22 protein-coding genes are annotated in these 22,925 nt (G+C 34.6%); 1 reads left to right on the top strand and 21 read right to left on the bottom strand.

Annotation, left to right across the window (positions count from 1 at the left end):
• Positions 1-3: 3 nt before the first annotated feature.
• Entirely contained in the window at positions 4-2,895 is a 2,892-nt protein-coding gene (locus tag CAN42_RS07765) for an insulinase family protein (protein WP_085876211.1), read from the bottom strand.
• Positions 2,896-2,993: 98 nt separating this feature from the next.
• Here CAN42_RS07765 and CAN42_RS07770 point away from each other — a divergent pair, with 98 nt between their 5' ends.
• The gene (locus CAN42_RS07770) at positions 2,994-4,511 is read left to right on the top strand and encodes an oleate hydratase (RefSeq protein ID WP_085876212.1); all 1,518 of its coding nucleotides are present in this window, start codon (positions 2,994-2,996) and stop codon (positions 4,509-4,511) included.
• A 234-nt stretch (positions 4,512-4,745) separates the two neighbouring features.
• On the opposite strand, the gene tsaD is transcribed toward CAN42_RS07770, so the two are convergent.
• From tsaD to recN, 20 genes are all read right to left on the bottom strand, one after another.
• Complete coding sequence (gene tsaD, locus CAN42_RS07775) at positions 4,746-5,744, bottom strand: tRNA (adenosine(37)-N6)-threonylcarbamoyltransferase complex transferase subunit TsaD (protein WP_085876213.1); 999 nt, start codon at positions 5,742-5,744, stop codon at positions 4,746-4,748.
• A gap of 4 nt (positions 5,745-5,748) precedes the next feature.
• Positions 5,749-6,183: a ribosomal protein S18-alanine N-acetyltransferase gene (gene rimI, locus CAN42_RS07780; RefSeq protein WP_062570849.1), complete on the bottom strand. Its 435-nt coding sequence runs from the start codon at positions 6,181-6,183 to the stop codon at positions 5,749-5,751.
• On the bottom strand, positions 6,155-6,829 hold the full coding sequence (gene tsaB, locus CAN42_RS07785) for a tRNA (adenosine(37)-N6)-threonylcarbamoyltransferase complex dimerization subunit type 1 TsaB (RefSeq protein WP_085876214.1): 675 nt from the start codon (positions 6,827-6,829) through the stop codon (positions 6,155-6,157). Before tsaB ends, rimI begins: the two co-directional genes overlap by 29 nt.
• Entirely contained in the window at positions 6,810-7,268 is a 459-nt protein-coding gene (gene tsaE, locus CAN42_RS07790; protein ID WP_085876215.1) for a tRNA (adenosine(37)-N6)-threonylcarbamoyltransferase complex ATPase subunit type 1 TsaE, read from the bottom strand. The genes tsaB and tsaE overlap by 20 nt, the downstream gene beginning before the upstream one ends.
• The gene (locus CAN42_RS07795; protein ID WP_085876216.1) at positions 7,252-7,785 is read right to left on the bottom strand and encodes a nitroreductase family protein; all 534 of its coding nucleotides are present in this window, start codon (positions 7,783-7,785) and stop codon (positions 7,252-7,254) included. The genes tsaE and CAN42_RS07795 overlap by 17 nt, the downstream gene beginning before the upstream one ends.
• An 83-nt stretch (positions 7,786-7,868) precedes the next feature.
• Entirely contained in the window at positions 7,869-10,112 is a 2,244-nt protein-coding gene (locus CAN42_RS07800; protein ID WP_085876217.1) for a DUF3160 domain-containing protein, read from the bottom strand.
• Positions 10,103-10,708: a hypothetical protein gene (locus tag CAN42_RS07805; protein WP_085876218.1), complete on the bottom strand. Its 606-nt coding sequence runs from the start codon at positions 10,706-10,708 to the stop codon at positions 10,103-10,105. Before CAN42_RS07805 ends, CAN42_RS07800 begins: the two co-directional genes overlap by 10 nt.
• Before the next feature lie 218 nt (positions 10,709-10,926).
• On the bottom strand, positions 10,927-13,032 hold the full coding sequence (locus tag CAN42_RS07810; protein WP_085876219.1) for a bifunctional 4-hydroxy-3-methylbut-2-enyl diphosphate reductase/30S ribosomal protein S1: 2,106 nt from the start codon (positions 13,030-13,032) through the stop codon (positions 10,927-10,929).
• Complete coding sequence (locus tag CAN42_RS07815; RefSeq protein ID WP_085876220.1) at positions 13,017-13,607, bottom strand: lysophospholipid acyltransferase family protein; 591 nt, start codon at positions 13,605-13,607, stop codon at positions 13,017-13,019. Before CAN42_RS07815 ends, CAN42_RS07810 begins: the two co-directional genes overlap by 16 nt.
• A gap of 3 nt (positions 13,608-13,610) precedes the next feature.
• Positions 13,611-14,231 (bottom strand): (d)CMP kinase, encoded by a 621-nt coding sequence (gene cmk / locus CAN42_RS07820; protein WP_085876221.1) that lies wholly within the window; start codon positions 14,229-14,231, stop codon positions 13,611-13,613.
• An 86-nt stretch (positions 14,232-14,317) separates the two neighbouring features.
• Complete coding sequence (locus CAN42_RS07825) at positions 14,318-15,508, bottom strand: BaiN/RdsA family NAD(P)/FAD-dependent oxidoreductase (protein WP_085876222.1); 1,191 nt, start codon at positions 15,506-15,508, stop codon at positions 14,318-14,320.
• Positions 15,505-16,059, bottom strand: a complete 555-nt coding sequence (mnmM, locus tag CAN42_RS07830; RefSeq protein WP_085876223.1) for a tRNA 5-(aminomethyl)-2-thiouridylate-methyltransferase MnmM — start codon at positions 16,057-16,059, stop codon at positions 15,505-15,507. Before mnmM ends, CAN42_RS07825 begins: the two co-directional genes overlap by 4 nt.
• Positions 16,056-16,763 carry a pseudouridine synthase gene (locus CAN42_RS07835; RefSeq protein ID WP_085876224.1) on the bottom strand — a complete coding sequence of 236 codons (708 nt, stop codon included), beginning with the start codon at positions 16,761-16,763 and terminating at the stop codon, positions 16,056-16,058. The genes mnmM and CAN42_RS07835 overlap by 4 nt, the downstream gene beginning before the upstream one ends.
• Positions 16,760-17,287 (bottom strand): SMC-Scp complex subunit ScpB, encoded by a 528-nt coding sequence (gene scpB, locus CAN42_RS07840; RefSeq protein WP_062570837.1) that lies wholly within the window; start codon positions 17,285-17,287, stop codon positions 16,760-16,762. The genes CAN42_RS07835 and scpB overlap by 4 nt, the downstream gene beginning before the upstream one ends.
• Positions 17,256-18,002: a segregation and condensation protein A gene (locus tag CAN42_RS07845; RefSeq protein WP_085876225.1), complete on the bottom strand. Its 747-nt coding sequence runs from the start codon at positions 18,000-18,002 to the stop codon at positions 17,256-17,258. The genes scpB and CAN42_RS07845 overlap by 32 nt, the downstream gene beginning before the upstream one ends.
• Complete coding sequence (locus CAN42_RS07850; RefSeq protein WP_085876226.1) at positions 17,981-18,613, bottom strand: site-2 protease family protein; 633 nt, start codon at positions 18,611-18,613, stop codon at positions 17,981-17,983. The genes CAN42_RS07845 and CAN42_RS07850 overlap by 22 nt, the downstream gene beginning before the upstream one ends.
• Before the next feature lies 1 nt (position 18,614).
• Positions 18,615-19,916 carry a thymidine phosphorylase gene (locus tag CAN42_RS07855; protein ID WP_085876227.1) on the bottom strand — a complete coding sequence of 434 codons (1,302 nt, stop codon included), beginning with the start codon at positions 19,914-19,916 and terminating at the stop codon, positions 18,615-18,617.
• Entirely contained in the window at positions 19,916-20,716 is an 801-nt protein-coding gene (locus tag CAN42_RS07860) for a purine-nucleoside phosphorylase (protein ID WP_085876228.1), read from the bottom strand. The genes CAN42_RS07855 and CAN42_RS07860 overlap by 1 nt, the downstream gene beginning before the upstream one ends.
• Positions 20,709-21,260 carry an NUDIX hydrolase gene (locus CAN42_RS07865; protein WP_085876229.1) on the bottom strand — a complete coding sequence of 184 codons (552 nt, stop codon included), beginning with the start codon at positions 21,258-21,260 and terminating at the stop codon, positions 20,709-20,711. Before CAN42_RS07865 ends, CAN42_RS07860 begins: the two co-directional genes overlap by 8 nt.
• Complete coding sequence (gene recN / locus CAN42_RS07870) at positions 21,261-22,922, bottom strand: DNA repair protein RecN (protein ID WP_085876230.1); 1,662 nt, start codon at positions 22,920-22,922, stop codon at positions 21,261-21,263.
• Positions 22,923-22,925 lie beyond the last annotated feature (3 nt).

The following is a 22,925-nucleotide window of genomic DNA, read 5'->3' on the forward strand; positions in this document are numbered from 1 at the left end:
CAATCACTTAATGGATTTTATTGCCTTAAAGAGGTCTGCTCCATCCCTAATTATGCTTTCACTACCAAAGGCAGCAAGATAATTTTTCTTCATAGCTTCATCAAAGAATTTTCCATAGGTCTTTAATCTTTCCACACTTGTTTCAAGAGCTTCCTTCTTAGATTTTTCTAAGTCCTCAATAGTTAGTCCAGTTATAAATCTTGATAGGTTTATGTCTCCAATTTGTTCTGGAGAAAGTAGTGGGTCAAAGGAATTCATTGATCCAATAATAAAGTTCTTTAGGTCCTCGTCTGCCATCTTTAAATTTTCTACAAAATTTCCAATAGAGTCATAAACCTTGACTGTATTTTTTAAATTTGGGTCCCTATAAGAGTAAGTTGCCATATCGCCAGACCTTCCAATAGAAATTCCTCCGCCATAGGCTCCACCCTTGGCCCTGATTTCATTGTGAAGGAAGGATGAGTTCAAAATATTTGCGAGAACTGTTAGGTCGCCTCTGTATTTTAATCCCAAGTCTTCTAGGTCATAACCCTTTGATACGTAGACAACATTTGAAGTTGTATAAAGTCCTTCATTTTTATTTTCTCTTACAAATTCATAAGTCGCTGGCTTTATATTTTTCACTTCTAAGGAGTTAATATATTTTTCTAGCTCAGGCTTAAGTCTATTTAAGTCAGCTAGGTTTCCTGTTGTGGAAATAATTAAATTGTCCCTGACAAAGAGTTTTTCATAAATTTTTTCTGCGTCTTTTTCAAAATCTTCCCATTTATCTTCAAAGTTTTCCACTAGGTCTCTCATAAAGTTGTAATAGTTTAGTCCCCCAAGATGGGATTGAATGTCTGCAACTTTTGAATAGTAGGATTTTAAAATTGAAATTATAAATTGGTGACCATTTTGTAGCATTGTTGATTCAATTCTTGATTTTAAAATGTTTAGAAGTTCCTTTACCCTCTTTTTAGAATCAAGGATTGACCTCTTCATTATTTCATCTATAATTTCAAGCCCTCGTCCAAACTTATCTGCTGTGGACTTCATCTTAATGTTCATCCTTAGGACATATTTTGTCTTGTCCTTTTCATCAACATATACAACAGGGTTAAAGGAAATTCCACCACTTGCCTTATAAATTTCGTTATTTAATTCTTCATAAGTGTAGTTTTTTGTATCAATTAGACCAATCAAGGAAAGTAGAAGGGACATTGTCTCCATCTCTTCTTTTTCAATAAAAGAGATATCGTGAGATAGACTTGTGTAGACAATGCCATTTGTCTCTTGATTGGATTTTAGATAAATCACATCTCCAATCTTATCTTCTTCCACTGGATATTTAGTTACTTTTTCGTCTATGTCAGCTAAGTCTAGTGAAGGAATTGTGTCCTTGTTTTCCTTGGAGTCTTCGACGTTTTGATAGTCTTCAAGGTCTCTTGACTTCTTTACAATTTCTTCAATCTCTTCCTCTGACATTTTTGCTTTGAGGTCTTCTAGTTCTTTTCTCATTACCTCTTCTTCCTTGTCATTTTTATTTAACTCAGGTCTTGCAAGTAAATTTACAGAATACTCGTTATCTATAATTTTTTCCTTGATGTAATTTTCTACGAAACCTTCGTCAAGCTTTTCTTTAACTACTTCCAAAACATCGTTGTAGTAGAGGGCATCGAGCGGCGATTGGTCGTAAAGCCATGAGTTAAGAGACCTAATATAATAAATTATTGCCTTTTGAGTTCCTCCACCTTCTCTAAAGATAAATTCAAATTTATTTAAAGTTGCTTCAAGTAGGTCCTTGTCAATTCCATCTTCAACAAGTTTTTCTAAAGTGTCCTTTAAAACTTTTAAAAATTCATCTTTCTTATCTGCGTCAGTATTTTTTAAAACTATAGAAAGGTCAAGAGGAAGTGATGATGAAGTTTCTGAATAAACATCTTCAGCAAGACCTGCATCTAATATTGCCTTCCTTAGTGGTCCTCCTTGAGCCTCAATTAAAAGTTCTGCCAAGAAGTCACGCATAAAGACATCCATCTTGGAGTCGGCATAGCCAATTGTCCAACCCTTGGATAGGTAGTCAATCTTGTCCTTCATTTCTTCCTTTGATGCAGAAAATGTAATTTCCACATCCTTAGTTTTCTTTAATTCGTCATTTAAAATAATTTTTGAATTGATTTCAGCCTTGTCAAAGTCTTGTAAATAATTTTTGTCGATGAAGTCTAAGGCTTCTTCCATATTTTGATTTCCATAAAGATAAATGTAGGAGTTTGATGGGTGGTAGTATTTTTTGTGATAGTCCTTAAACTCTTGGTAGCTTAGGCTAGGGATAAGTTTAGGATCTCCACCAGAGTCAACTCCATAGGATGAGCCCTCATGAAGGGCAAAGACCATAGCATCTGATACAATATTTTCTGATGAAGAGTAAACTCCCTTCATCTCGTTGTAAACAACTCCATTGTATTTTAAGTCGTCATCCTTGTCCTTTAATTCATAATGCCATCCCTCTTGAAGAAATATTTTTTCTTCTTCATAAATTGCTGGGTGGAAAACTGCATCAAGATAGACGTCCATCAAGTTGTAAAAGTCCTTTTCATTTCTTGAAGATACTGGATAAATTGTCTTGTCTGGAAAAGTCATGGCATTTAAAAAAGTTTGTAGTGATGACTTAATCAAGTCCATAAAAGGTTCCTTGGTCTTGAACTTTCTTGAACCAGAAAGGACACAGTGCTCAACGATGTGGCAAACACCATTGCCCCTTACAGGTGGCGTTCTAAATCCAATGCCAAAGGCCTTGTTGTCGTCATTGTTTTCAAGAGTTAAGACTCTTGCTCCTGTCTTTATATGAGTATAGACCTTGCAAGTGGATGCAACCTCGTCTATATATTTTTCTTCGATTAATTTATAATTATTCAAGTTAATCCCTCCAAGGTCCATTATACTTGTTCAAAAACAATTTAACAAACTAGAATTAAGTAGCTATTTATTGGGTAAAGTCTACTTGAGGTGAAATTATGTCAAGAAAAGATGACATCAAAAAATTAGCTCTTGCAGCTGCCACAATATCTGCAGCCATCCTTGCTGCAAAAAAAGTTTCTGATGATGATGTAAAGGTCCTAATGCCAAATCGTGACGAAGGCTCACTTGCCTATCTCTTAGGCGATGGTTTTGGCAACCTAGCTCTTGCCTATGGACTTATTAATCACGCAAACTTAGATCCCCAAAATATAAATATTTATATAAAGGGCTTTAACGAGTTTACAAATACCTCTCAGGGAGAAGATACTTATGTGACCTTTGACAATAGGTTTTCTGAATACAATTTTAAAAACACACTTGAGATTTTAAAAAATATAATGAGTGAAGAAGAACTTCAAGACATAAATAAAAAGATTGCAAAAAAAGAAAGCCCAAGAATCTTGGACTTGTCTATGAATGCATCCTATGATGTGAATAAGATAGATGAAGTTAGCAAGAAGAAAATCTACAAGCTAATGCTATCTCCCCTTGATTTCGCTAGTGAATCAAGTATTGAGAAGTACTTTTTATCTTCAGACTTTGTGAATTCAAACTTATTTTACTACTTGGCAAGTATCTACAACTTAAAAGCATCCTCCCCAGTTAGTGAACTTAAGGAAGCTATACTTGATTATATTGGATCAACTTCTTACTTCAACTTGGATTCCAATATTATTTATGAAAAGCTCCGTACTTACTTAGAAGATGCAGGTGTTAAATTTTTAGATGGCTACAAGTTTGTCGAATTTTCTTCTGCCTATACTCACGTTGACAAGCTTGTCTTTGAAAAAGATGAACATATTGAAGAAGTTTATACAGATTTAAAGGATATTATTTCCATTGAATCGCCAACTTACTTGGATAATCTTTATCTTGGCAACACACAAAGCCTGCCAGAAAATATTTTAAACACCTATTACTTTAGTGAAAAAATTTCTAGCCATAACATCTATAAGGAAATCCAAGGTAGGACTTCTGACTCAGGTATCTTGTATGTAAACTTTGACTTCTCTTATCCTATCTTCTCAGAGAAAATCAAAAATAATTTGAGAGGCAGCGACTTCTTTATTTTTAAGACTAAGTCTGGAATTTCTGCAAAAATCCTTGGCAATAATATTATCTTAAAAGTTTTAAATCCAAATAAAAATTCAATTTTTATTGGCGATGTCTTTAAGGCATTAAATGGCGAAGACTTTTTCTTTGAACTCATTAAACTCTTTGGACTTGAAGATGACTTTGGCGAGCTTAGGTTTAATTTAAAATCCGTTTCTATTTCCTTGATGGAAAATTACAAAAAACTTCCTGGCGAAGTTTACAATAAAAATATAAATCAAATTTCAAATTTAATTTTCCTTTCATCGAAGGCTTCTGACTTTGGAGAACTTTACTCTGTTGAAAAGCTGGTAAAGAAGGGCATAAAAACTGCCCACGAAGTCATGGGCATTGACCACCTAGAAGTTATTGAAAACAATCTTTCTAAGATAGAAGTTTTAAAATTTATTAATTCTTTATAAAATTAAGTGCAGAAATGCACTTTTTTTTATAAAATTTTTTGATTTCACAAGTTTTCACTAACTTGTAAAAAAGTTTGACTTCATAAAATCTTTTAACTTTATAAAAGTCTATAACTTCACATGAATTTACTTCTTTTTACAAAATTATAAGCTTGTAAACTTTTACTACTAAATAAAAAAGTCTAAGCCATGAAATATTTTTTATTCCACGACTTAGATTTTTTAATATCTGACTTATTCCAAACCTAAATTTGGATTTGCAAAATTTTCTTCATCAAGCTTGCCAGCCATGTATTCGTAGTAAGCTGCAGATGCAATCATAGCTGCGTTGTCTGTGCAAAGCTTTAGTTCAGGATAGAAGATTTTAATATCTTCTTCCTTGCCTCTTTCTTCAAAGGCTTCTCTTATTCTAGAGTTTGCTGAAACTCCACCGCAAAGGACAATCTTATCCATGCCCTTTTCTCTTGCAAGCCTAAAGGCCTTTTCAAGTAGGACATCAACAACTGCCTCTTGGAAGGACCTGCAAACATCTTCTTTTATAATTTCTTCCCCACGAAGCCTAGTTGAGTTTAAATAATTTAGGACTGCAGTCTTAAGTCCTGAAAAAGAAAAATTGTAATTGTCTTCCTTGATCATAACTCTTGGGAAGTCTATGGTCTCCTTACCTTCCTTAGCAAGTTTATCAACTATAGGTCCACCGGGATAACCAATGCCCATGGCCCTTGCCACCTTGTCAAAGGCTTCTCCCACTGCATCATCAACAGTTCTTCCGTGAAGTGTAAAGTCAACATAGTCCTTAACTTCAATTAAGTAAGTGTGACCACCAGAAATTATTAAACCAATAAAGGGTGGTTCCAACTCTTTAAAGGAAATATAATTTGCACAAACGTGTCCCACTATGTGGTTAACTCCAACAAAGGGTTTATTAGTTGCAAGGGCAAGAGTCTTTCCTGCACTTAGACCAACTAGTAGGGCCCCAATAAGTCCTGGTCCCTTTGTGGCTGCAATAATATCTATATCCTTAAGGTCCACTCCTGCCTCATCAAGTCCTTCCTTTAAGACTGTGTTAATTGCCTCAACGTGTTGTCTCGATGCAATCTCAGGCACTACTCCACCAAATTTTTTGTGTGTATCAATTTGTGATGCAATTACATTGGAATAAACTTTTCGTCCATCCTCAACTACAGCAACAGAAGTTTCGTCGCAAGAGGATTCCACTGCCAAAACTTTCATCTCATCACTCCCTCCACATTATATAGGCATCCCTGTCGATGCCATAATAATTTTTTCTCATTCCTTGGATAATAAATCCAAATTTTTTATACAAATTAAAGGCAATCCTATTAGAGTTTTCAACTTCTAAGGTTATCTTATAGGACCCCTTCTCTGCAAGATCTATTAGACCTTCAAAGAGGTCATTAGCAAATTTTTGTCCACGATATTTCTTTCCGACTGCAACATTCCCTATGTGGATCTCGTCATAAATCCTCATAAAAGAAATGAAACCTCCTATGTCACCATCAACTTCCACCACTAAAATATCTGAAAGTTCATCAGAAACTATGGCATTCTCAATGGATTTTTTTGACCAGGGGTTTTCGAAATTCTCAACTTCAAGCTCGTGAATCCTATCTATGTCAGACTTATTTGCCAGTCTCGTGATTCTTTTCATACTGAGCCTCTGCCTGTGATAGTTTCAAATAATTTGGGACAAGATTAAAGACATCCATAGGTCCCTTCTTTTTATAATCTATTAGACCTAGCCTTGCAATGTTTGTCCCCCTCATTCCCTTATTCTTGGATAATTTTCCTTGAGGGAGATCTCCCAAGAACTTTTCTGCATCAAGTCCCACAAGAGTGACTTCATCATACTTATTTAATTCTTCCTTAAACTTTTCAAAGGGCAAGAGAGAGTCTTCAAATAAAACTGCTGGCTCTTCTTTATTATCAATTATAGATCCATATACATTTCCACGTCTTGCATCAACAATAGTTGCAACCTTACCATAGTCGGACATACCATTTGCAACTAGAGAAGAAACTCCAACTAGGTCCTTATTAAGTGAAAATGCCAAGACCTTGGCAATAGTTATTCCAATCCTAAGTCCTGTAAAGGATCCTGGTCCTATGCCAACAGCAATTAAGTCGATGTCTTCTAAAGAAAATTCAAATTTTTTGAAAATCTCTTCAATCATATCTGTCACAGATTCTGAATGAGAAACACGACCTCTTAAGTTGTATTCAGCTAGGACCTCATCATCTTCAATTAGTCCAATAGCAGTTGTTCTTGTGGAAGTATCAATCCCCAAAACTTTCATCTAATTTCTCCTTCAATTTATCAAATCTATCTCCAATGTAATTAATATCTAAGTCTCTTTTATTATCATGGGACTTAATATTTATCTCCATATATTCCTCTGGTAGGGCATCTCTAATTTTTTCTGCCCACTCAACTATGGTAACTCCATCAGAATAAAAATATTCATCAAAGCCAAGATAGTCCACATCAATTTTGTCATCAAGTCTATAAGTGTCGATGTGATATAGATCTGTCTTGCCATAATATTCATTGACGATGGTAAAGGTTGGACTTGTTACATAGTCATCAATTCCAAGTCCCTTGGCAATAGATTTAGTTAGGGTAGTCTTTCCTGCTCCCAAGTCACCATTGAGGCAGACAACATCTCCTGGATTTAAATTTTCTCCAAGAAATAATCCAAATTTTTCTGTTTCTTCTAAATTATTTAAGCTTATCATGTAAATCCTCAAATACACTTTCCGAATATTCAAAAGGAACTTTCTCTGACTTTTCTTCAGCTAGATGACCTATGCCAATTATGCACTCAACATCAAACTTGTCTTCAAGGTCAAAGAACTTGTGCAAAAATTCTTGAGCAGTAATTCCACTTTCGTGTTTTGCATCAACAACATTTGCCCAAGTTGCTCCAAGGTCAAGGTCAGCTGCTGCTAGTAAAATATAAGTTGCAGCAATAGAGGCATCTTGGTGGTTGGTGTTCGGTGCAATCTCACTATCTGTTACAATGGCAATAGCGAGGTCAGCGCCAGCTAAGAACTTGGCACTATGAACTTTAAAATTCGAAAGCTCTTCCAATCTTTTTTTATCTCTAATAATTATATATCTAACTGGGTTTCTGTTTTTTGCCGTTGGGGCATGAAGTGCAATTGTTAAGATTTCTCTCACGTCTTCTTCAGAAACTTTTTCATCAGTAAATTTTCTTATACTTCTTCTCTTTTCAACTAAATCTAAAAGCATATCATCACCTCAAAGTATTATAACACATAGTAATTTCAAAATTAAAAATTTGCAAGAAAAAAAGAGGGACTCGCCCTCTTTAACTACTCTTTATACATGCTTTCTTCATAATCTGATCCATAACTATGAAATTCTATTGCTTTCTTTTCTTCTGTCACAAGGTCCTTGTACCATGATGGAAAATCAGTTTTTTCATCATAAACCATCTTTTGCCAATCTTCATCAGTAAGTCTTTCCTTATTTAAAAATTCGTAATAAGAAAAAGTTGCTCCCCTACCCATGTAAAGTTTATCTTGGTGAGGATAGATTACAAAAATTTCCATTGGCTTGCCTGTTCCTATGTGAGAGATTTCTCCTTCTGGAAGTCCCACGCTGTTTTCTGCAACTCTCATTAGGTCAACTACTACTGGCATCCTCCTGTCAGTTGCATTTTGAATTTCATACCAATAAGAAATATTATTTTCATCAGAGGATTCAACGAAGTCAACCATTATTCTTTCCATTTCCCCACCAATGTTTAGTAAATCAATAATTTCCTCTTCAGTAAGTGGTTCGTTTTGAAGTTCTTTAATAGAAATATTCCTAAACTTAATAACCATAGCTTGGAAATTATTTAATTTTTCTTCATACTTTTCACTTAACATGTTTCGATTTTTTAAATTGATTTTTGTAAATTCAAGTAGCCAATTTAATTTTTCGTAAAGTTCTACATTTGGTTCAACGTAGGATTTTGGAATTTCAAAATCTCCTCCGCCACCCATTTCTGCCATGACTGCCTTGCCATATAATACTGTATCGTGTTTTAACTCTGCGAAAGATCCAAGTGCAGATACTAGGTCCTTTCTTTCCCAAGCATCATTTCTCATAAACATTGGATAGCCTTCTCCAAATTTTTGATCATAGGACTTTAGCATCCATAGCCAGCCACGGTACATATTTTTTTGCCAATCTAAATCTTCCATCTTCTTCACAACTGAAATATTTTCATCAGTTTTTTCCTTGTACTTATCCCAGTGAGAATTGTAGGAGTCATTATTTAAAATTTCTCTCGCCTTTTCATTTCCAAAGGCAGCCATAAGGTCCAAGCCAGAATATATTGGTCTATCAGACGAGTGTTTTGGACTTGCAATATCAACAACATTTTGCATCAATACGCTGTCCATAACTTCTCTTTGTGGCATATACCTAAAGGACTTGCCCATAAAACCTGCAACTTGTGGATCTGGATAGGACTTTAAAACTTCATAGGCAGTTTTTAAATTTTTATTATCATCAAGCTTATTAATGTCAAAATCTTTTCCATACACTCCATAAAGAGTTCTAGCATATTCTCTTATAGAAAGGTCGTCAGCAGATTCCACCATAAAGTCAATTGGCTCAACTAAATCTTCCCAAGTTTTTAAAATTTCAGGATTTTTATAAATTGAATAAGTAAGAAGTAGTCCTTGCAAGATACTGTCTTCATCAGGCTTTCCTTCGTTCTCTATAAATAGTCCAACTTGACCAAAGTACATTGTGCCTGAAAAATATCTTTTTAAATCTTCACTTCTAGTGTAGTGACCTCTTGGTTTAAGTTGTGAAAAATCTACGTCCCTTCCAGTGATAGCTGAAGAAGCAACTTCTTCTGAGCTTGCCTTTTTTATCTCTTCTTCATAAATCTTCTTGGCTTCTGATGGTAAATTTTCTGGTTCAATTCCCGAGAGCTTAAGGCCAGTTGCTATAAAGGCGATATTTCTATTTTGAATTTCTTTTAACCTCTCGTTTTTTATTTCACTTAAAAGATTTATATTTTCTGCAAGTAAGTTTTTATTAAGTTCAATAGACTTTGGATAAAGTTCATCCTTTTCCAAATTTCTCAAAAATCCATCATAGAAAATGTGGAAGATGTGAGTTACTGAATCAGTTGTCACAAAACTTGCCAAATTTTTATATTCATTGTCTTCATAAACTTGGTGTATTTGGTCGAACTCATAATCCCATGGGTTTTCACTGTACGCGTTGTTTTCCAAATTTTTTGGTCTTGTAATTACAAAACCATTTTTTAAAAGCATTTCTTTTTGTTTTTCAGTAAAATCTCCAAAGTCAGAAAAATTAACTACATTTGAAAAATCATCTGCAACTTTATAATCTTTAAGGCTTGGTGTGAAATCAGAAAGCTTGTAATCAATGTGAGTAGTTTTATTTTCCATTTCATCCAAGAACTTTGTATCTTGAAGTTTAATATTTGCAGCCTCCTTGTCTGACAAAATCCCCTTAACATTTTTGCATCCAGTCAAAAGCGTAAGTGCTACAAGGAAACTTATAAGTATTTTTTTCTTTACTTCCATTTTATTTCATCTCCTTCTAAATATAATTCTCTTTCGCTTCCATCTATCTCAACTTTTTTCTCCTTGTCTAAAAATTTTGGCTCATCCTTTAAGACTTCGCTCCCATGATTTCTTTCGACAGCGAAATTAGTCCAGTCATAGACACCAAATAAATAATTGCCATCAAGGTTTTTTTCTATGGAAATAATTTCATCGTAACCATCTCCATCAAGGTCGCACAAGTTAAAATCTTTAATGGGATTGTATAATCTTGATATTCTAAGTTTTGGCCTTATCTTTTTGTTTTTAAAGTCAATGTTATATAAGAAACACCTCCTGTCAAACTTTTTATCAAAGGGAGTCTTTTTGTAAACACCAAGTGCAAGCTCCATCTCACCTCCATCCACATTACAAAAATCAATCTTCCAAGGTCTTATGTCACTTACATCAATAGAAAATTCTCTTCCCTTACTTTTAATTTTTAATTCGCTCCCATATCTTCCATCAAGAGAAATAATTTCAGCATCCAGATTAACATGAGCAGCCTTATCTAGAACTATAGCTTCCTTGCCCCTGCATCCTGTCAAAAAAATAAGTAAAAAAATTATGTATCTCATAAGATGATTATATCATTTAATTTAACAATTTATTTATTTGTTTAACACATTATTTTTAAGAATTTTTACCACAAGCCATAATTTTTTATAAGCTTGGTCTGTGAGATAAGATTGTGAAAGTTTAGAATGACAAGTAAATTAATTTTATATGTAAAAGAGTAACAAAAAAGAGACCCGGATTGCGAGTCTCTTGATATTTAAAATTCAAATAAGAATTATTATTCTTGATCTGCTTTTTCTTCTTCAGCTACTTTTTCTCCAACTACATCTTCATCAACTAAATCAGCGTCAAGACTTGCATCTGAGAAGTTAATTCCTAGCATTTCTCCAATAGTCATATTGAAGTCATCTTGTTTAGGTTCTTCAATTTTCTTTTCTCTCTTTGGAGCTTTTCTTTCTTTTCTAGGTTTTCTTTCCTTTGGTTTAGCTTCTTCGCCTTCTTCTTTTTCTTCAGGTTCAATTAGAGCCTTGATTGAAAGAGAAATCTTTTGATTTTCTTCATCAATGTCAGTTACCTTAACTGTAACTTCTTCACCAATAGAAAGTTTATCTTGTGGTTTTTCAACATGTTCTCTTGAGATTTGAGAAACGTGAAGTAGACCATCCACGCCTTGTTCAAGTCTAACGAAAGCACCGAAGTCAAGAAGGTTAACTACCTTACCCTTAACAACGTCGCCAACTTTAACTTCTTTAGTAAATACATCCCATGGTTTTTCCATAGTTTGTTTTAGTCCAAGTGCGATTCTATTCTTTTCTTTATCTACATTAAGAACTTGTACCTTAACAAGGTCTCCAGGTGCTACTACATCTGAAGGGTGTTTAACTCTGTTCCAAGAAAGTTCAGAGATATGGATAAGTCCATCTACTCCTCCAACGTCTACAAATGCACCAAAGTTAGTTAATCTTTGTACAGTTCCTTCGATAATGTCTCCTTCTTTAAGCTTGTCATATACTTCGTCACGAACCTTGTCTAGTTCTTCTTGAAGTACGTTCTTTCTTGAAAGAACAATTCTTCTCTTTCTCTTATCAAAGTCGATAATTTCAGTTTCGAATTCTTCTCCAATGAATTTGCTTAAATCTTTTTGGAATCTAACAGAAACATGAGATGCAGGTATAAATGCATTAAGTCCTCTGAAATCTGCAGTTAGTCCACCTTTAACTTGGTTCTTAACAGTTACTTTTATGTTTTCTTTGTTGTTATAAAGTTCTTCAACTTCATCCCAAACCTTCATGTCAGCAACTCTTTTTGTTGAAAGAACAACATTGCCGTCTCCATCATCCATCTTTAGAACATAAACATCAATTTCTTGACCTTGTTCATAAAGATCTTGAGGATTTACATCAGGTCCTCCTGCAAGTTCATCTCTTGAAATGATACCATCTGATCTGTATCCAAGATTTACCATTACTTCTGAATCAGTTATATATAAAACTTCTCCAGTTACTACTTCACCACGTCTAATTCTTTTAAAAGAATTTTCGATGGCTTCCATCATCTCACCTTTGTCAAAATTTTCCATCCTACTAACAGCCTCCTTGATTACCGATTCCGGTGTGGATGCTCCGGCGGTAATACCTATTTTATTAAATTTTTTAAATATATTTAAATCAACATCTCTAATGGACTGAATTAAAAATACATTTTTACAATTTAATTTTGCAATTTCTGCAAGTTTTTTTGTGTTGGAAGATTTTTTGCCGCCTAAAACGATTAGGGCGTCAACTTTTTTCGATAAATCTCTAACACTCTCTTGTCTCTCGAAAGTTGCATTACATATAGTATTATAAACTAAAACTTCATCTTTTGAAATATCTTTTATAAGATTTGTTGCTTTTTCGAAAAAATCTACCTTGTTTGTAGTTTGCGAGACTATAACTATTTTTCCCTCTGGGATTTTAATCTCTTCCAATTTGGAAATAATTATTGCAGAGTCATTGCATCGAGAATTAATTCCCACCACTTCGGGGTGGTCTCTATTCCCTATAATTACTACATTATATCCTTTTTTGTAGAAATTATCTACTATATTATAAACTTTTTCTACCTTGGGACAAACACAATTTATTATTTCATTATTTTTTTCTTCTAGTTCCTCTAAAATTTTTTCATGGACTCCATGACTTCTTATTATGACCTTAGAGTTCTCTACACTTGTATCATCAATAGTAATAACTCCCAAGTCAGCAAGTTCCTTTACAACTCTTTCATTGTGTACAAGATCACCATAGGAGTAGACTCCCTTGCCTGCATTGTCAAAGGCCATCTTAACAGCTCTCTTTACACCGCCACAAAATCCATGCTTTTCAGCTACAATAATTTCCATTTGACTTCATCACCATATACTATTCTCATTATGTCTTGTGAAATATTTTCAAGTTCCTCTGGAGAATATTTTATTTCCTTCTTAACCATTACAGGCTTCCTAAAGTGAATCCTAGTCTTCCTAAAGGGCTTGTAATCTCCCTCAATATAAACTGGGAGGACTCTTGAATTTGTCTTTTGTGCAATAAGTGCAATGCCTGACTTTATTCTCGTGTAGTCAACTTTCTTCATCCTTGTACCTTCTGGAAAGATTCCAAGGACATTTTCATTTTTCAAAATTTTCAGAGCCTTCTTTATGGCTACAAGGTCATTACCCTGTCTATCAATGGGAAAGGCCCCCAACTTAGATAAGAAAGCACCTAATAATTTATTTTTAAATAGTTCCTTCTTTGCCATCCAAAAAATTTGTCTGTCAAAAACTGCTGATATTGCTACAGGGTCTAGGTTACACTTGTGGTTGCCACAAATTATTAATCTTTCATTATCTTGTGGAATATTTTCAAGTCCAAAGACTTCAATCCTATAAATGTGTCTTATAAAAAATCCCACAAAATTTCTAACAGCAAAGTAAAACATAAATCACCTTTTTATATAAGAAATTATTTTTTCAATTGTCTCTTCAGCATTTAAGTCTGTACTGTCAATTAAGATTGCATCTTCTGTTTGAATAAGTGGAGAGTTTGCCCTGTGAGAGTCATTGTAGTCTCTTACCTTTAAGTCTTCTAAGATTTCCTCAAAGCTAACCTTGTCGTCGTTAATTTGTTTGTACCTTCTCATGGCACGAGTTTCTACATCAGCAGTTAAGAAAAATTTGTATTCAGCATCCTTTAGGACAACTGATCCAATATCTCTTCCCTCCATGACAACGTCCTTGTCAGATGCAATTTCTCTTTGCATCTTCACAAGATAATCTCTTATGATTTTCTTCTTAGACATCTCTGAAGTTTTGTTGGAAATTTCATTTTCTCTGATTTCCTTTGAGACATCTCTTCCATCAAGAAATATTTTATCTCCATCAAAAGATATTTTTGTATTTTTAAGAATTTCTTCGTAAGAAGATTCATCTGTCTTTAAAAGTTTAAGTGTGATTGCCCTATACATTGCCCCTGTATCCACGTATAGGACGCCAAGTCTCTTTGCAATTTCCTTTGCAAGGGAACTTTTGCCAGAGCCTGCTGGTCCATCTATTGCAATTTTCATTTTTACCTCCAAAAAAAATCACTACTTTCTGTAGTGACTCTTATTCTTGTGTTTATTATATTTTATTTTTGAAAATAAGTAAAGGCTTAGAGATTGATGCCGCAGGAGTATCCTGTTGAGTTTGCAACTTGAATATTATATCCACCAGTTAGTCCATCAACATCTATGACTTCGCCAATAAAGTATAAGCCCTTAACAAGCTTTGACTCCATAGTCTTTGGGTCAAGATCTTTGACGTCGATTCCTCCACTGGTTACTATTGCCCTGTTGATGTCGTCTAAGCTATCAAAAATTAATTTAAAGTTTTTAATTGTTTTAACAAGTCCTTCTCTCTCTTCTTTGGTGATTTGGTTTACCTTCTTGTCCCCGTGAATTTTTGCTTCATCAAGGACATAAGAAATTAAATCTTTTGGAAGGAGATTTTTCATAACATTTTCTAAATTTTTATTTTGATTTTCATCAAAGTCTCTCAAGATTCTCTTGTCTAACTTGTCACTTGTAAGAGCAGGCTTTAAGTCCAAATATAAATCAAAGTCCCCCATCCTATTAATTTTACTTGAACTTGTTAAGACAATGGGACCTGATATTCCCCTATGAGTGAAGAGCATCTCTCCAAACTCTTTCGAGATAACTTTCTTATCTTTTTCAACTCTTAGCTCAACATTCTTTAGGCTAAGACCTGCCAAGTCAAAATTATTTGAAAGATTGATACCAATTAACCCTGGCTTAGGTTCTACAAGCTTGTGACCAAATTCTTTTCCAAACCTATATCCGTCGCCAGTGGACCCTGTGAGTTTGTAAGAAAGACCACCTGTTGCTATAACAACTTTGTCAAATTTTTCCCTGTCATTTAAGATGAAGACCTCTCTATCTTTTTTTATAGACCTCACTTCTGTATTAAGTCTTACTTCGACTCCAACTTGTCTTAACTTTTTTTCGTAGGTCCTTATGACATCTGATGACTTGTCACTTGCTGGGAAGACCCTGTCCCCTCTCTCAACCTTTAAGGATAGGCCTAGGTCTTCAAAGTAATAGTAAGTTGTGAAAGGAGAAAAGGAATAAATCGATGAGAACATAAAGGAAGGGTTCCTCACAAGATTCTTCATAAATTCTTTCTCGTCTACATAATTTGTTAAGTTGCACCTTCCCTTGCCTGTGATAAATAATTTTTTCCCAAGTTTTTCGTTTTTCTCGAAGAGGACAACTTCATGGTTTTCTCCTGCCTTAATGGCACACATCATACCAGCAGGTCCTCCTCCAATAATTCCTATTCTCATCTCGTCACCTTCTTCTCAATTAAGTAAACAATGGGTGGATTGTGTTTTTGATTATAAAATTCTCTCTTCTCAACCTTAAAGATTTTTTGATCAAGAGACTTTAAGAACTCATCCACACCCTCTCTTTCTTCAAGAGAGTTTTCGTGACCCAGGTATGAAACCACAATTATTATTCCAGCTTCATTTATTTTTTCTGTGGCCTTCTTCAAGGACTCAAGAGTAGACTCTCTTAAAGTTGTAACCTTTTTATCAGATCCTGGTAAAAAACCGAGATTATAAATCACAAGATCAAAATTTTTAAGCCTATCAATATTTGCGTGAGAATCCAAAAATAATTCATAATTGTCATAATCTTCTAATAAGATCCTTGCCTTATTGATAGCCTCTTCTTGAACGTCAAATCCATAGACAAAACCATCTTTGCCAACAGCCTTTAATAGTTTTAGAGTGTCATTGCCCTTGCCCACAGTTGCATCAACTGCAATTTTCCCTAAAAAATTATGAGATAGGGCTTCATCCACTATCTCAAAATACTTTTCCTTTACTATCATTTTAATCCCTTTAGATACTTAACTTCTTTTTCACTAAGATATCTGTAGTTCCCTGGTTCAAGGTCTAGAAGTTGAATTTCTCCCATAGAAATTCTCTTTAACTTCTTAACCTTGTGGCCAATGTAATCAAACATCCTCTTCACTTGATGGTTTTGTCCCTCAAAAATTTCAATTTCAAGAATAGAATCTTGCTTAAAGGATTTTAAAATTTTCACATTTGCTGGAGAAGTTTTTAGGTCCCTAATGTTAAGTCCCTCTCTCAAGAGAGAAAGTTCATGAGCATTGGGAGTTCCATCAACTGTTACAATATATTTTTTGCCAATTTTATATCTTGGGTGCATCATAATATTTGCAAGTTGGCCATCATTTGTAAGAAAGACTAGACCAGTTGTGTCAATGTCAAGTCTTCCCACTGGATAAACTCTGTAGTCATCTGGCACAAGGTCTGTCACAGTTGGTCTGTCCTTTTCATCAGATGCAGATGTTACAACTCCAATAGGTTTATTTAAAATCATATAAACTTTTTTGCCTTCAAGTGTTAGCCTTTTTCCATCAAGGTAAACCCTGTCCACATTGGGATCAATCTTTGTTCCAAGTTCTGTCACTACTTCGTCGTTAACCTTAACAAGTCCTTCCTTTATAAACTCTTCGCACTTTCTTCTCGATGCAGCTCCACAGTGAGCCATGTATTTTTGTAATCTCAATTAGATTCCTCCTCTAATTCCTTCAAGTCAGGTAGCTCTTCCAAGTTTTCCATTCCAAATTTTTGTAAAAATTTTTCTGTTGTGGAATAAAGATTAGGATGACCAATCCTATCTAGCTTTCCAGAAACTTCTATTAAATCAAAATCCAAAAGTCCCTTAATAGTTGAGTCGCAATTAACTCCTCTTAGTTCTTCTACCTCTAACTTTGTCACTGGCTGCTTGTAGGCAATTATAGAAAGAGTTTCAAGGGCAGGCTTCGAAAGATTTTTTTCATTTTTTTCTTGAATTAAATTTTTTAAATAGGGTTCATTTTCTTGCTTAGTCCCAAGTTGAAACTTACCATCAACTTCCCTAAGCCTTAGTCCTGATGTTTCGTTTTTATAGTTTTCCTTCATCTCCAAAAGAATCTCTCTTGCGTAGTCTTTCCTGAGTTCTAAGGTAGATGCAAGATCCTCTAAGCTTATGGGGTCGCCCCAGATAAAAAGTATTGATTCAATTATTGATTTCAGCTTGTTCCTGTCCATTGTATTCTCTCTCTTTAATTAAAATATCTGCAAAGTTATCACTTTGCTCTGCATAAATATACTCATTCTTAATAAGTTCCAACATACCCAAAAAATAAGTTATGACGTCCACCTTGTAAACTATGTCCACAAGTAAGTCGCTAAATTTAATTTCCTTATTCTTGTGAAGAGCAAGTTTAATCTTTCTGGCCGCATCTTCAACCTTGAAGTACTCCCTTTCAATCCCAACAACCTCCTTGTCCTTGTATCTTTTTAAGATGTTAAAAAAAGCAAGCGAAAGTTTGTCCACGTTAGAATCCTTTAAGAAGTCCATCTCGCTCATAGAAAAAATTTCTGTCCTAAGCTTGTAAAAGGACTTAGACTCATACTCTTCTTGAACTTTTAAAATTTCTGAAGCTTCCTTATACCTCTTATACTCCAAGAGACTTTCCACCAAGTCCTGTCTTGGGTCTTCTTCCTCTTCTCCATCTTCATCAAAGTCTTCCTTCTTAGGTAACAGCATCTTAGACTTTATCTCTAAAAGAGTTGAGGCCATTAAAATAAAATCCGATGTGAGAGTTAGGTTTAACTTCTTCATATTCTCAATGTATTTTAAAAATTCTTCAGTAATTTTAAAAATTGGTATGTCGTAAATATCTATTTCATTTTCTTTTATTAAATCTAAAAGAAGATCCATTGGACCTTCATAAGTTTTTAAAACAATATTGTATTCCATAAATTAATTCCCAAAGAAATAATTCCATTGATTATTCCATAGACAATTGGCCCAATAAATTTGTCAACAAGTCCAGAAAAAATCATTATAACTAATACAAAGTAAAAATATTTTTCGTACTTATAAAACTTGTATTCCAAATTTTCTGGCAAGAATGTCGCCAAGACCTTTGACCCATCAAGTGGTGGAAGGGGCACAAGGTTAAATACGCCAAGCATAATATTGTACCAAAAGATTGATGTGAAAAGTGGCACCAAGGCAGATGACTTGTAATTTAAGTAAACTAAAATTATCCCAGATATAAGTCCAAGAACAAAGTTAGTAAAGACTCCTGCAAGAGAAACTAAAAGTGATGCAACTTTTCTATTCCCCTTAAACCTATAGGGATTAATAGGAACAGCCTTTGCCCAACCAAATCTAAAAATAACCATAGAAATTAAACCCACAGGGTCAATGTGATGTAGTGGGTTTAAGCTAAGTCTTCCGTCATCCTTTGCAGTTGTATCTCCACAGAGATATGCCACATAACCGTGAGCTATCTCGTGAGGAATTATTGCCACCATTAGGGCGACAATGTTTATTAATATTGATACAATATCTAAGTTATCCATCTCAATCAATCTCTTCTATAACTAATTTATAATCTTCCTTCTTATCGGAAAAAGCATAGGCAGACTTTATTCTTTGGATTGCTCCCTCAACTTCATTTTCTTTTTCAGTGTAAATTGTAGCAAGCTTGTCGCTCTTTTCTACAAGGTCGCCAATTTTTTTGTGAAGATATATTCCTGCAGATAAATCAAGGACATCACCTTTTTTATGTCTGCCAGCTCCCAAGTCTCTTGACGCAATTCCAATCTCAATTGCCTCAATGGATTTTACGTAGCCAGACTCTTCAGCATAAATTTCTCTTACTATTGAAGATTTTTTAAACTTGTCTGTGTCATCAATATAAGTCTTGTCTCCACCTTGTAGCTCAACCATTTCTTTGAACTTTTCAATAGCAGATCCGTCACTTATTTTTCCTTCAAGAACTTTTATTGCTTCATCTTCAGAAGATGAAATGCCTTCCATTAGCATTAGCTTTGCACCAATCCTTAGGGCAATGTCCTTTAAGTGACCTTCCTTCTTGCCCTTTAAGATGTTTATTGCCTCAATAACTTCTAGGCTATTGCCAATTGCATCACCAAGAGGCTCTTCCATGCTAGTGATAATTGCCTTAGTGTTTCTTCCAAATTTTTTACCAAGTTCAACCATTAGCTTTGATAGTTCTACTGCTGATGGAACGTCCTTCATAAAGGCACCATTGCCAACCTTGACATCAAGAACTAAGGCGTCTGTTCCCAATGCAATTTTCTTTGAAAGGATTGAGGATGCTATTAAGCTAACATTATCAACAGTTGCTGTTGCATCTCTTAGGGCATATAAAAGCTTATCTGCTGGAACAATATTTTCTGTTTGACCAATTACTGCAATATTAGATTTTTTTAAGATTTCAATAAAATCTCTTCCGCCAATATTTATGTTAAAGCCAGGAATGGCTTCTAACTTGTCAAGAGTTCCTCCTGTGTGGCCAAGTCCCCTTCCACTCATCTTGGCAAAAACAAGACCTACTGATGCAAGTAGGGGACCAAGAACAAGGGTAACTGTGTCGCCAACTCCACCTGTTGAGTGCTTGTCAACTTTTGATCCAGGGACTTCTGATAAGTCAACAGTTTCTCCTGAGTCAATCATTGCCTTTGTAAGATAGTAAGTTTCATCTAGGTTTAACTTATTAAAATAAATTGCCATTAAGAAGGCAGAAACTTGGTAGTCAGGAATTTCTCCCTTGACATAATTTTCTATAAAAAATTCTATTTCACTTTGACTTAAAACTTTATTTTCTTTTTTCTTTTGAATAATATCTAAAAAATTCATTAAATTTCCTCAATTATCTCTTTTAATAATTCTTTAAACTTACCTGCAACTTCTTTTCCAACTTCTACAACTTCTGTGTGATCAAGTGGCGTGTCAAGAATACCTGTAGACATATTAGTTATCGTTGAAATACCTAAAATCTTTAGGCCCCTGTGTCTTGCAATAATTGCTTCAGGAACTGTACTCATACCAACAGCATCTGCTCCAAGGATTCTTGCCATCCTTACTTCAGCTGCAGTTTCATAAGAAGGTCCAGTGAAGTACATGTAAACTCCCTCTTTAATGTCGATGCCTAGTTTTTTTGCAGAATTTTCTGCTACTTCAACAAGTTCTTTGTTGTAAAGGTCTGTCATGTCAGGGAATCTTGGTCCAAGGTCTTCATCGTTAGGTCCAATAAGTGGATTCTTGCCCATTAGGTTGATGTGGTCAGTAATAATCATAAGGTCAGCTGGTTCAAAGTCAGTGTTAACTCCACCTGCTGCATTCGTTAGAATTATAGTTTTAATTCCTAGACCTGCAAGAACTTCTATTGGATAAACTACTTCCTTGATGTCGTAGCCTTCGTAATAGTGAATCCTTCCCTTCATTACGCAAACTTCTTTAGAATTTATTTGACCAAAAATTAATTTTCCATCGTGTCCCTTAACTGTAGAAACTGGAAAGCCGGGAATTTCTTTGTAAGGAATTTCAATTTTATCTTCAATGGCATCGGCAAAGTCGCCTAGGCCTGATCCAAGTACAATACCAATCTCAAGTTGGTTTTTAATTTTTTCTTTTATATAATCAATTGATTTATTCATTATTCCTCCTAAAGTTATTGTAGTAAAGAATACCTGCCACACTCTTTGAGTCGTTTATCTCTCCTAAGTTAACAAGCTTAAGAGCTTCATTAAATTTTATCTTTTCAACAGAAAGGTGTTCAAACTCATCAAGGTCTTGGTCACCAAGACTTAAGTCCTCTGCATAAAAAATAAATAATTTTTCATTAGTAAAACCTGGTGAAGAATAAATTTCTGCAAGGTAGTCAGACTTCTTAGCCTCATAACCAGTTTCTTCTTTGAGTTCTCTTAAGGCAGCCCTTTGAGGTTCCTCTCCAAAGTCAACCATTCCAGCTGGTATCTCATAGATTTCTTTGTCAATGGCCTTCCTATATTGTTTTATAAGAATAATTTCATCTTCTTCAGTTATGGCAACTATACCTACAGATGGATGCCTTTCCACTATCTCTCTCTTAGTGTACTTTTGTCCCTCCATCTCAACAGTATCAACCCTTAGTTGCAGGACCTTACCGTCAAAAATCTTTGTCGATTTCATAGTTCTTTCTTCATAATTTGTATTTGTCATTTAATCACCAATCATTTCCTTTGCAGTCTCAATTGCAATTTCACTTACATTCAATCCGCCAATTAATCTTGCCACTTCATTAACTCTCTCGTCGTAGTTTAATTTGTCAATTGTAGAAATTGTACTGTTGTTAACCACATCTTTTTTTATTGCAAAGTGCGTGTCCGCAAGGGCAACAATTTGTGGCAAGTGAGAAATTACTATAACTTGTCTATCCTTTGAAACTTCTTTTATCTTATTGCCAACTATTTGGGCAGTCTTTCCACTTATACCCGTATCTATTTCATCAAAGACAAGAGTTGGGATGTTGTCCTTTTCTGCAATTATTGACTTAAAGCCAAGCATAATTCTTGACATTTCACCACCAGATGCAACCTTTGCCATTGGCATAAGGTCTTGACCTAAGTTTGGTGCAATTAAGAATTCAATCTTGTCAATTCCATCAAAGGAAAGTTCTTTCTCTTTTATTTCAATTTTAAATTTTGCGTCTTTTATATTTAACTTGTTGATCTCTTCTTCAACTTTTTTCTCAAGAATTTCTGAAGTCTTCTTCCTGTTCTTACTAATCTTCTCTGCAAGGACTAAGGCTTCAGCTTCTTTCTCTTCAATTTTCTTTAAGAGTTTATTTAAATTGTCTTCAAAGTTTTGTAAAAACCTAAGCCTTTCACTAATCTCTTCGTAAAAAGAATTTATAACCTTTACATTGTTTCCATACTTTAGTTTTAAATTGTTAACAAGGTCTATTCTTTCCCTTAAAAATTGAAGCCTTTCTTCATCAATTTCACTAGAGTTCACATACCTATCAAGGTCCTTAGCAATATCAGAAATCCTAAATCTTATGTCCTCTAAGTTTTCTTCGACTTCCTTTAGGTCCTTGTTGTATCTTGTTACTTCAACTACATTTGCAATTACTTTGTCTAAGATGTCTTCAAGAGAAGACGTTTCGTAACCCTCATTGATTAAGGACTTGGCCTCAGATAATTTTATCAAAGTGTCTGTCATATTGTTAAGGACGTTGAAGTCGTCATAGAGTTCTTCGTCGTCATAGTCACTTAGACCTGCGTCTTCAATTTCTTTTATTTGGTATTCAAGAAGGTCTATCTCCCTGTCCTTATTTTGTTCCATAGTAGACTTGTCATGATACTCATTTTTTAAATAATTTATCTCATGCACAAGGTCCTTTAAATTTCCAAGAAGTTCTCCTTGATCTTTACCAGAAAAGTCATCTATTAACCTTAACTGGTTCTTGTTGTCCATAAGGGAGATGGATTCATGCTGAGCAAAAATATCGATGAGGTGACTTGAAATTTTTGACAGGATTTGCGATGTCACTGTCCTGTTGTTGACTCTTGTAATAGTTGGCCCCTTTTCACGAATTTCCTTTGAGACAACTACTAGGTCACCAGACTCGATGCCATACTCAAGAAGAAGATCCTTGGTTTCCTTGTCATAAGAAGAAAAAACAGCCTCAATAAAGGCCCTGTCCTTCCCCTTTTTTATAATGTCCTTGTTGGCCCTTTGACCAAGAACAAGTCCAAGGGAATCTATGATTATTGACTTACCAGAACCTGTCTCTCCAGTTAAGACATTAAGACCAGGTTCAAATTCAATTTTCATATTTTCAATTATTGCAAAATTTTCGATATTTAACTCTAAAAGCATATT

Origin of the sequence: Peptoniphilus vaginalis, from assembly GCF_900176605.1 — a bacterium.
In the GTDB taxonomy this organism is placed as follows: domain Bacteria; phylum Bacillota; class Clostridia; order Tissierellales; family Peptoniphilaceae; genus Peptoniphilus_A; species Peptoniphilus_A vaginalis.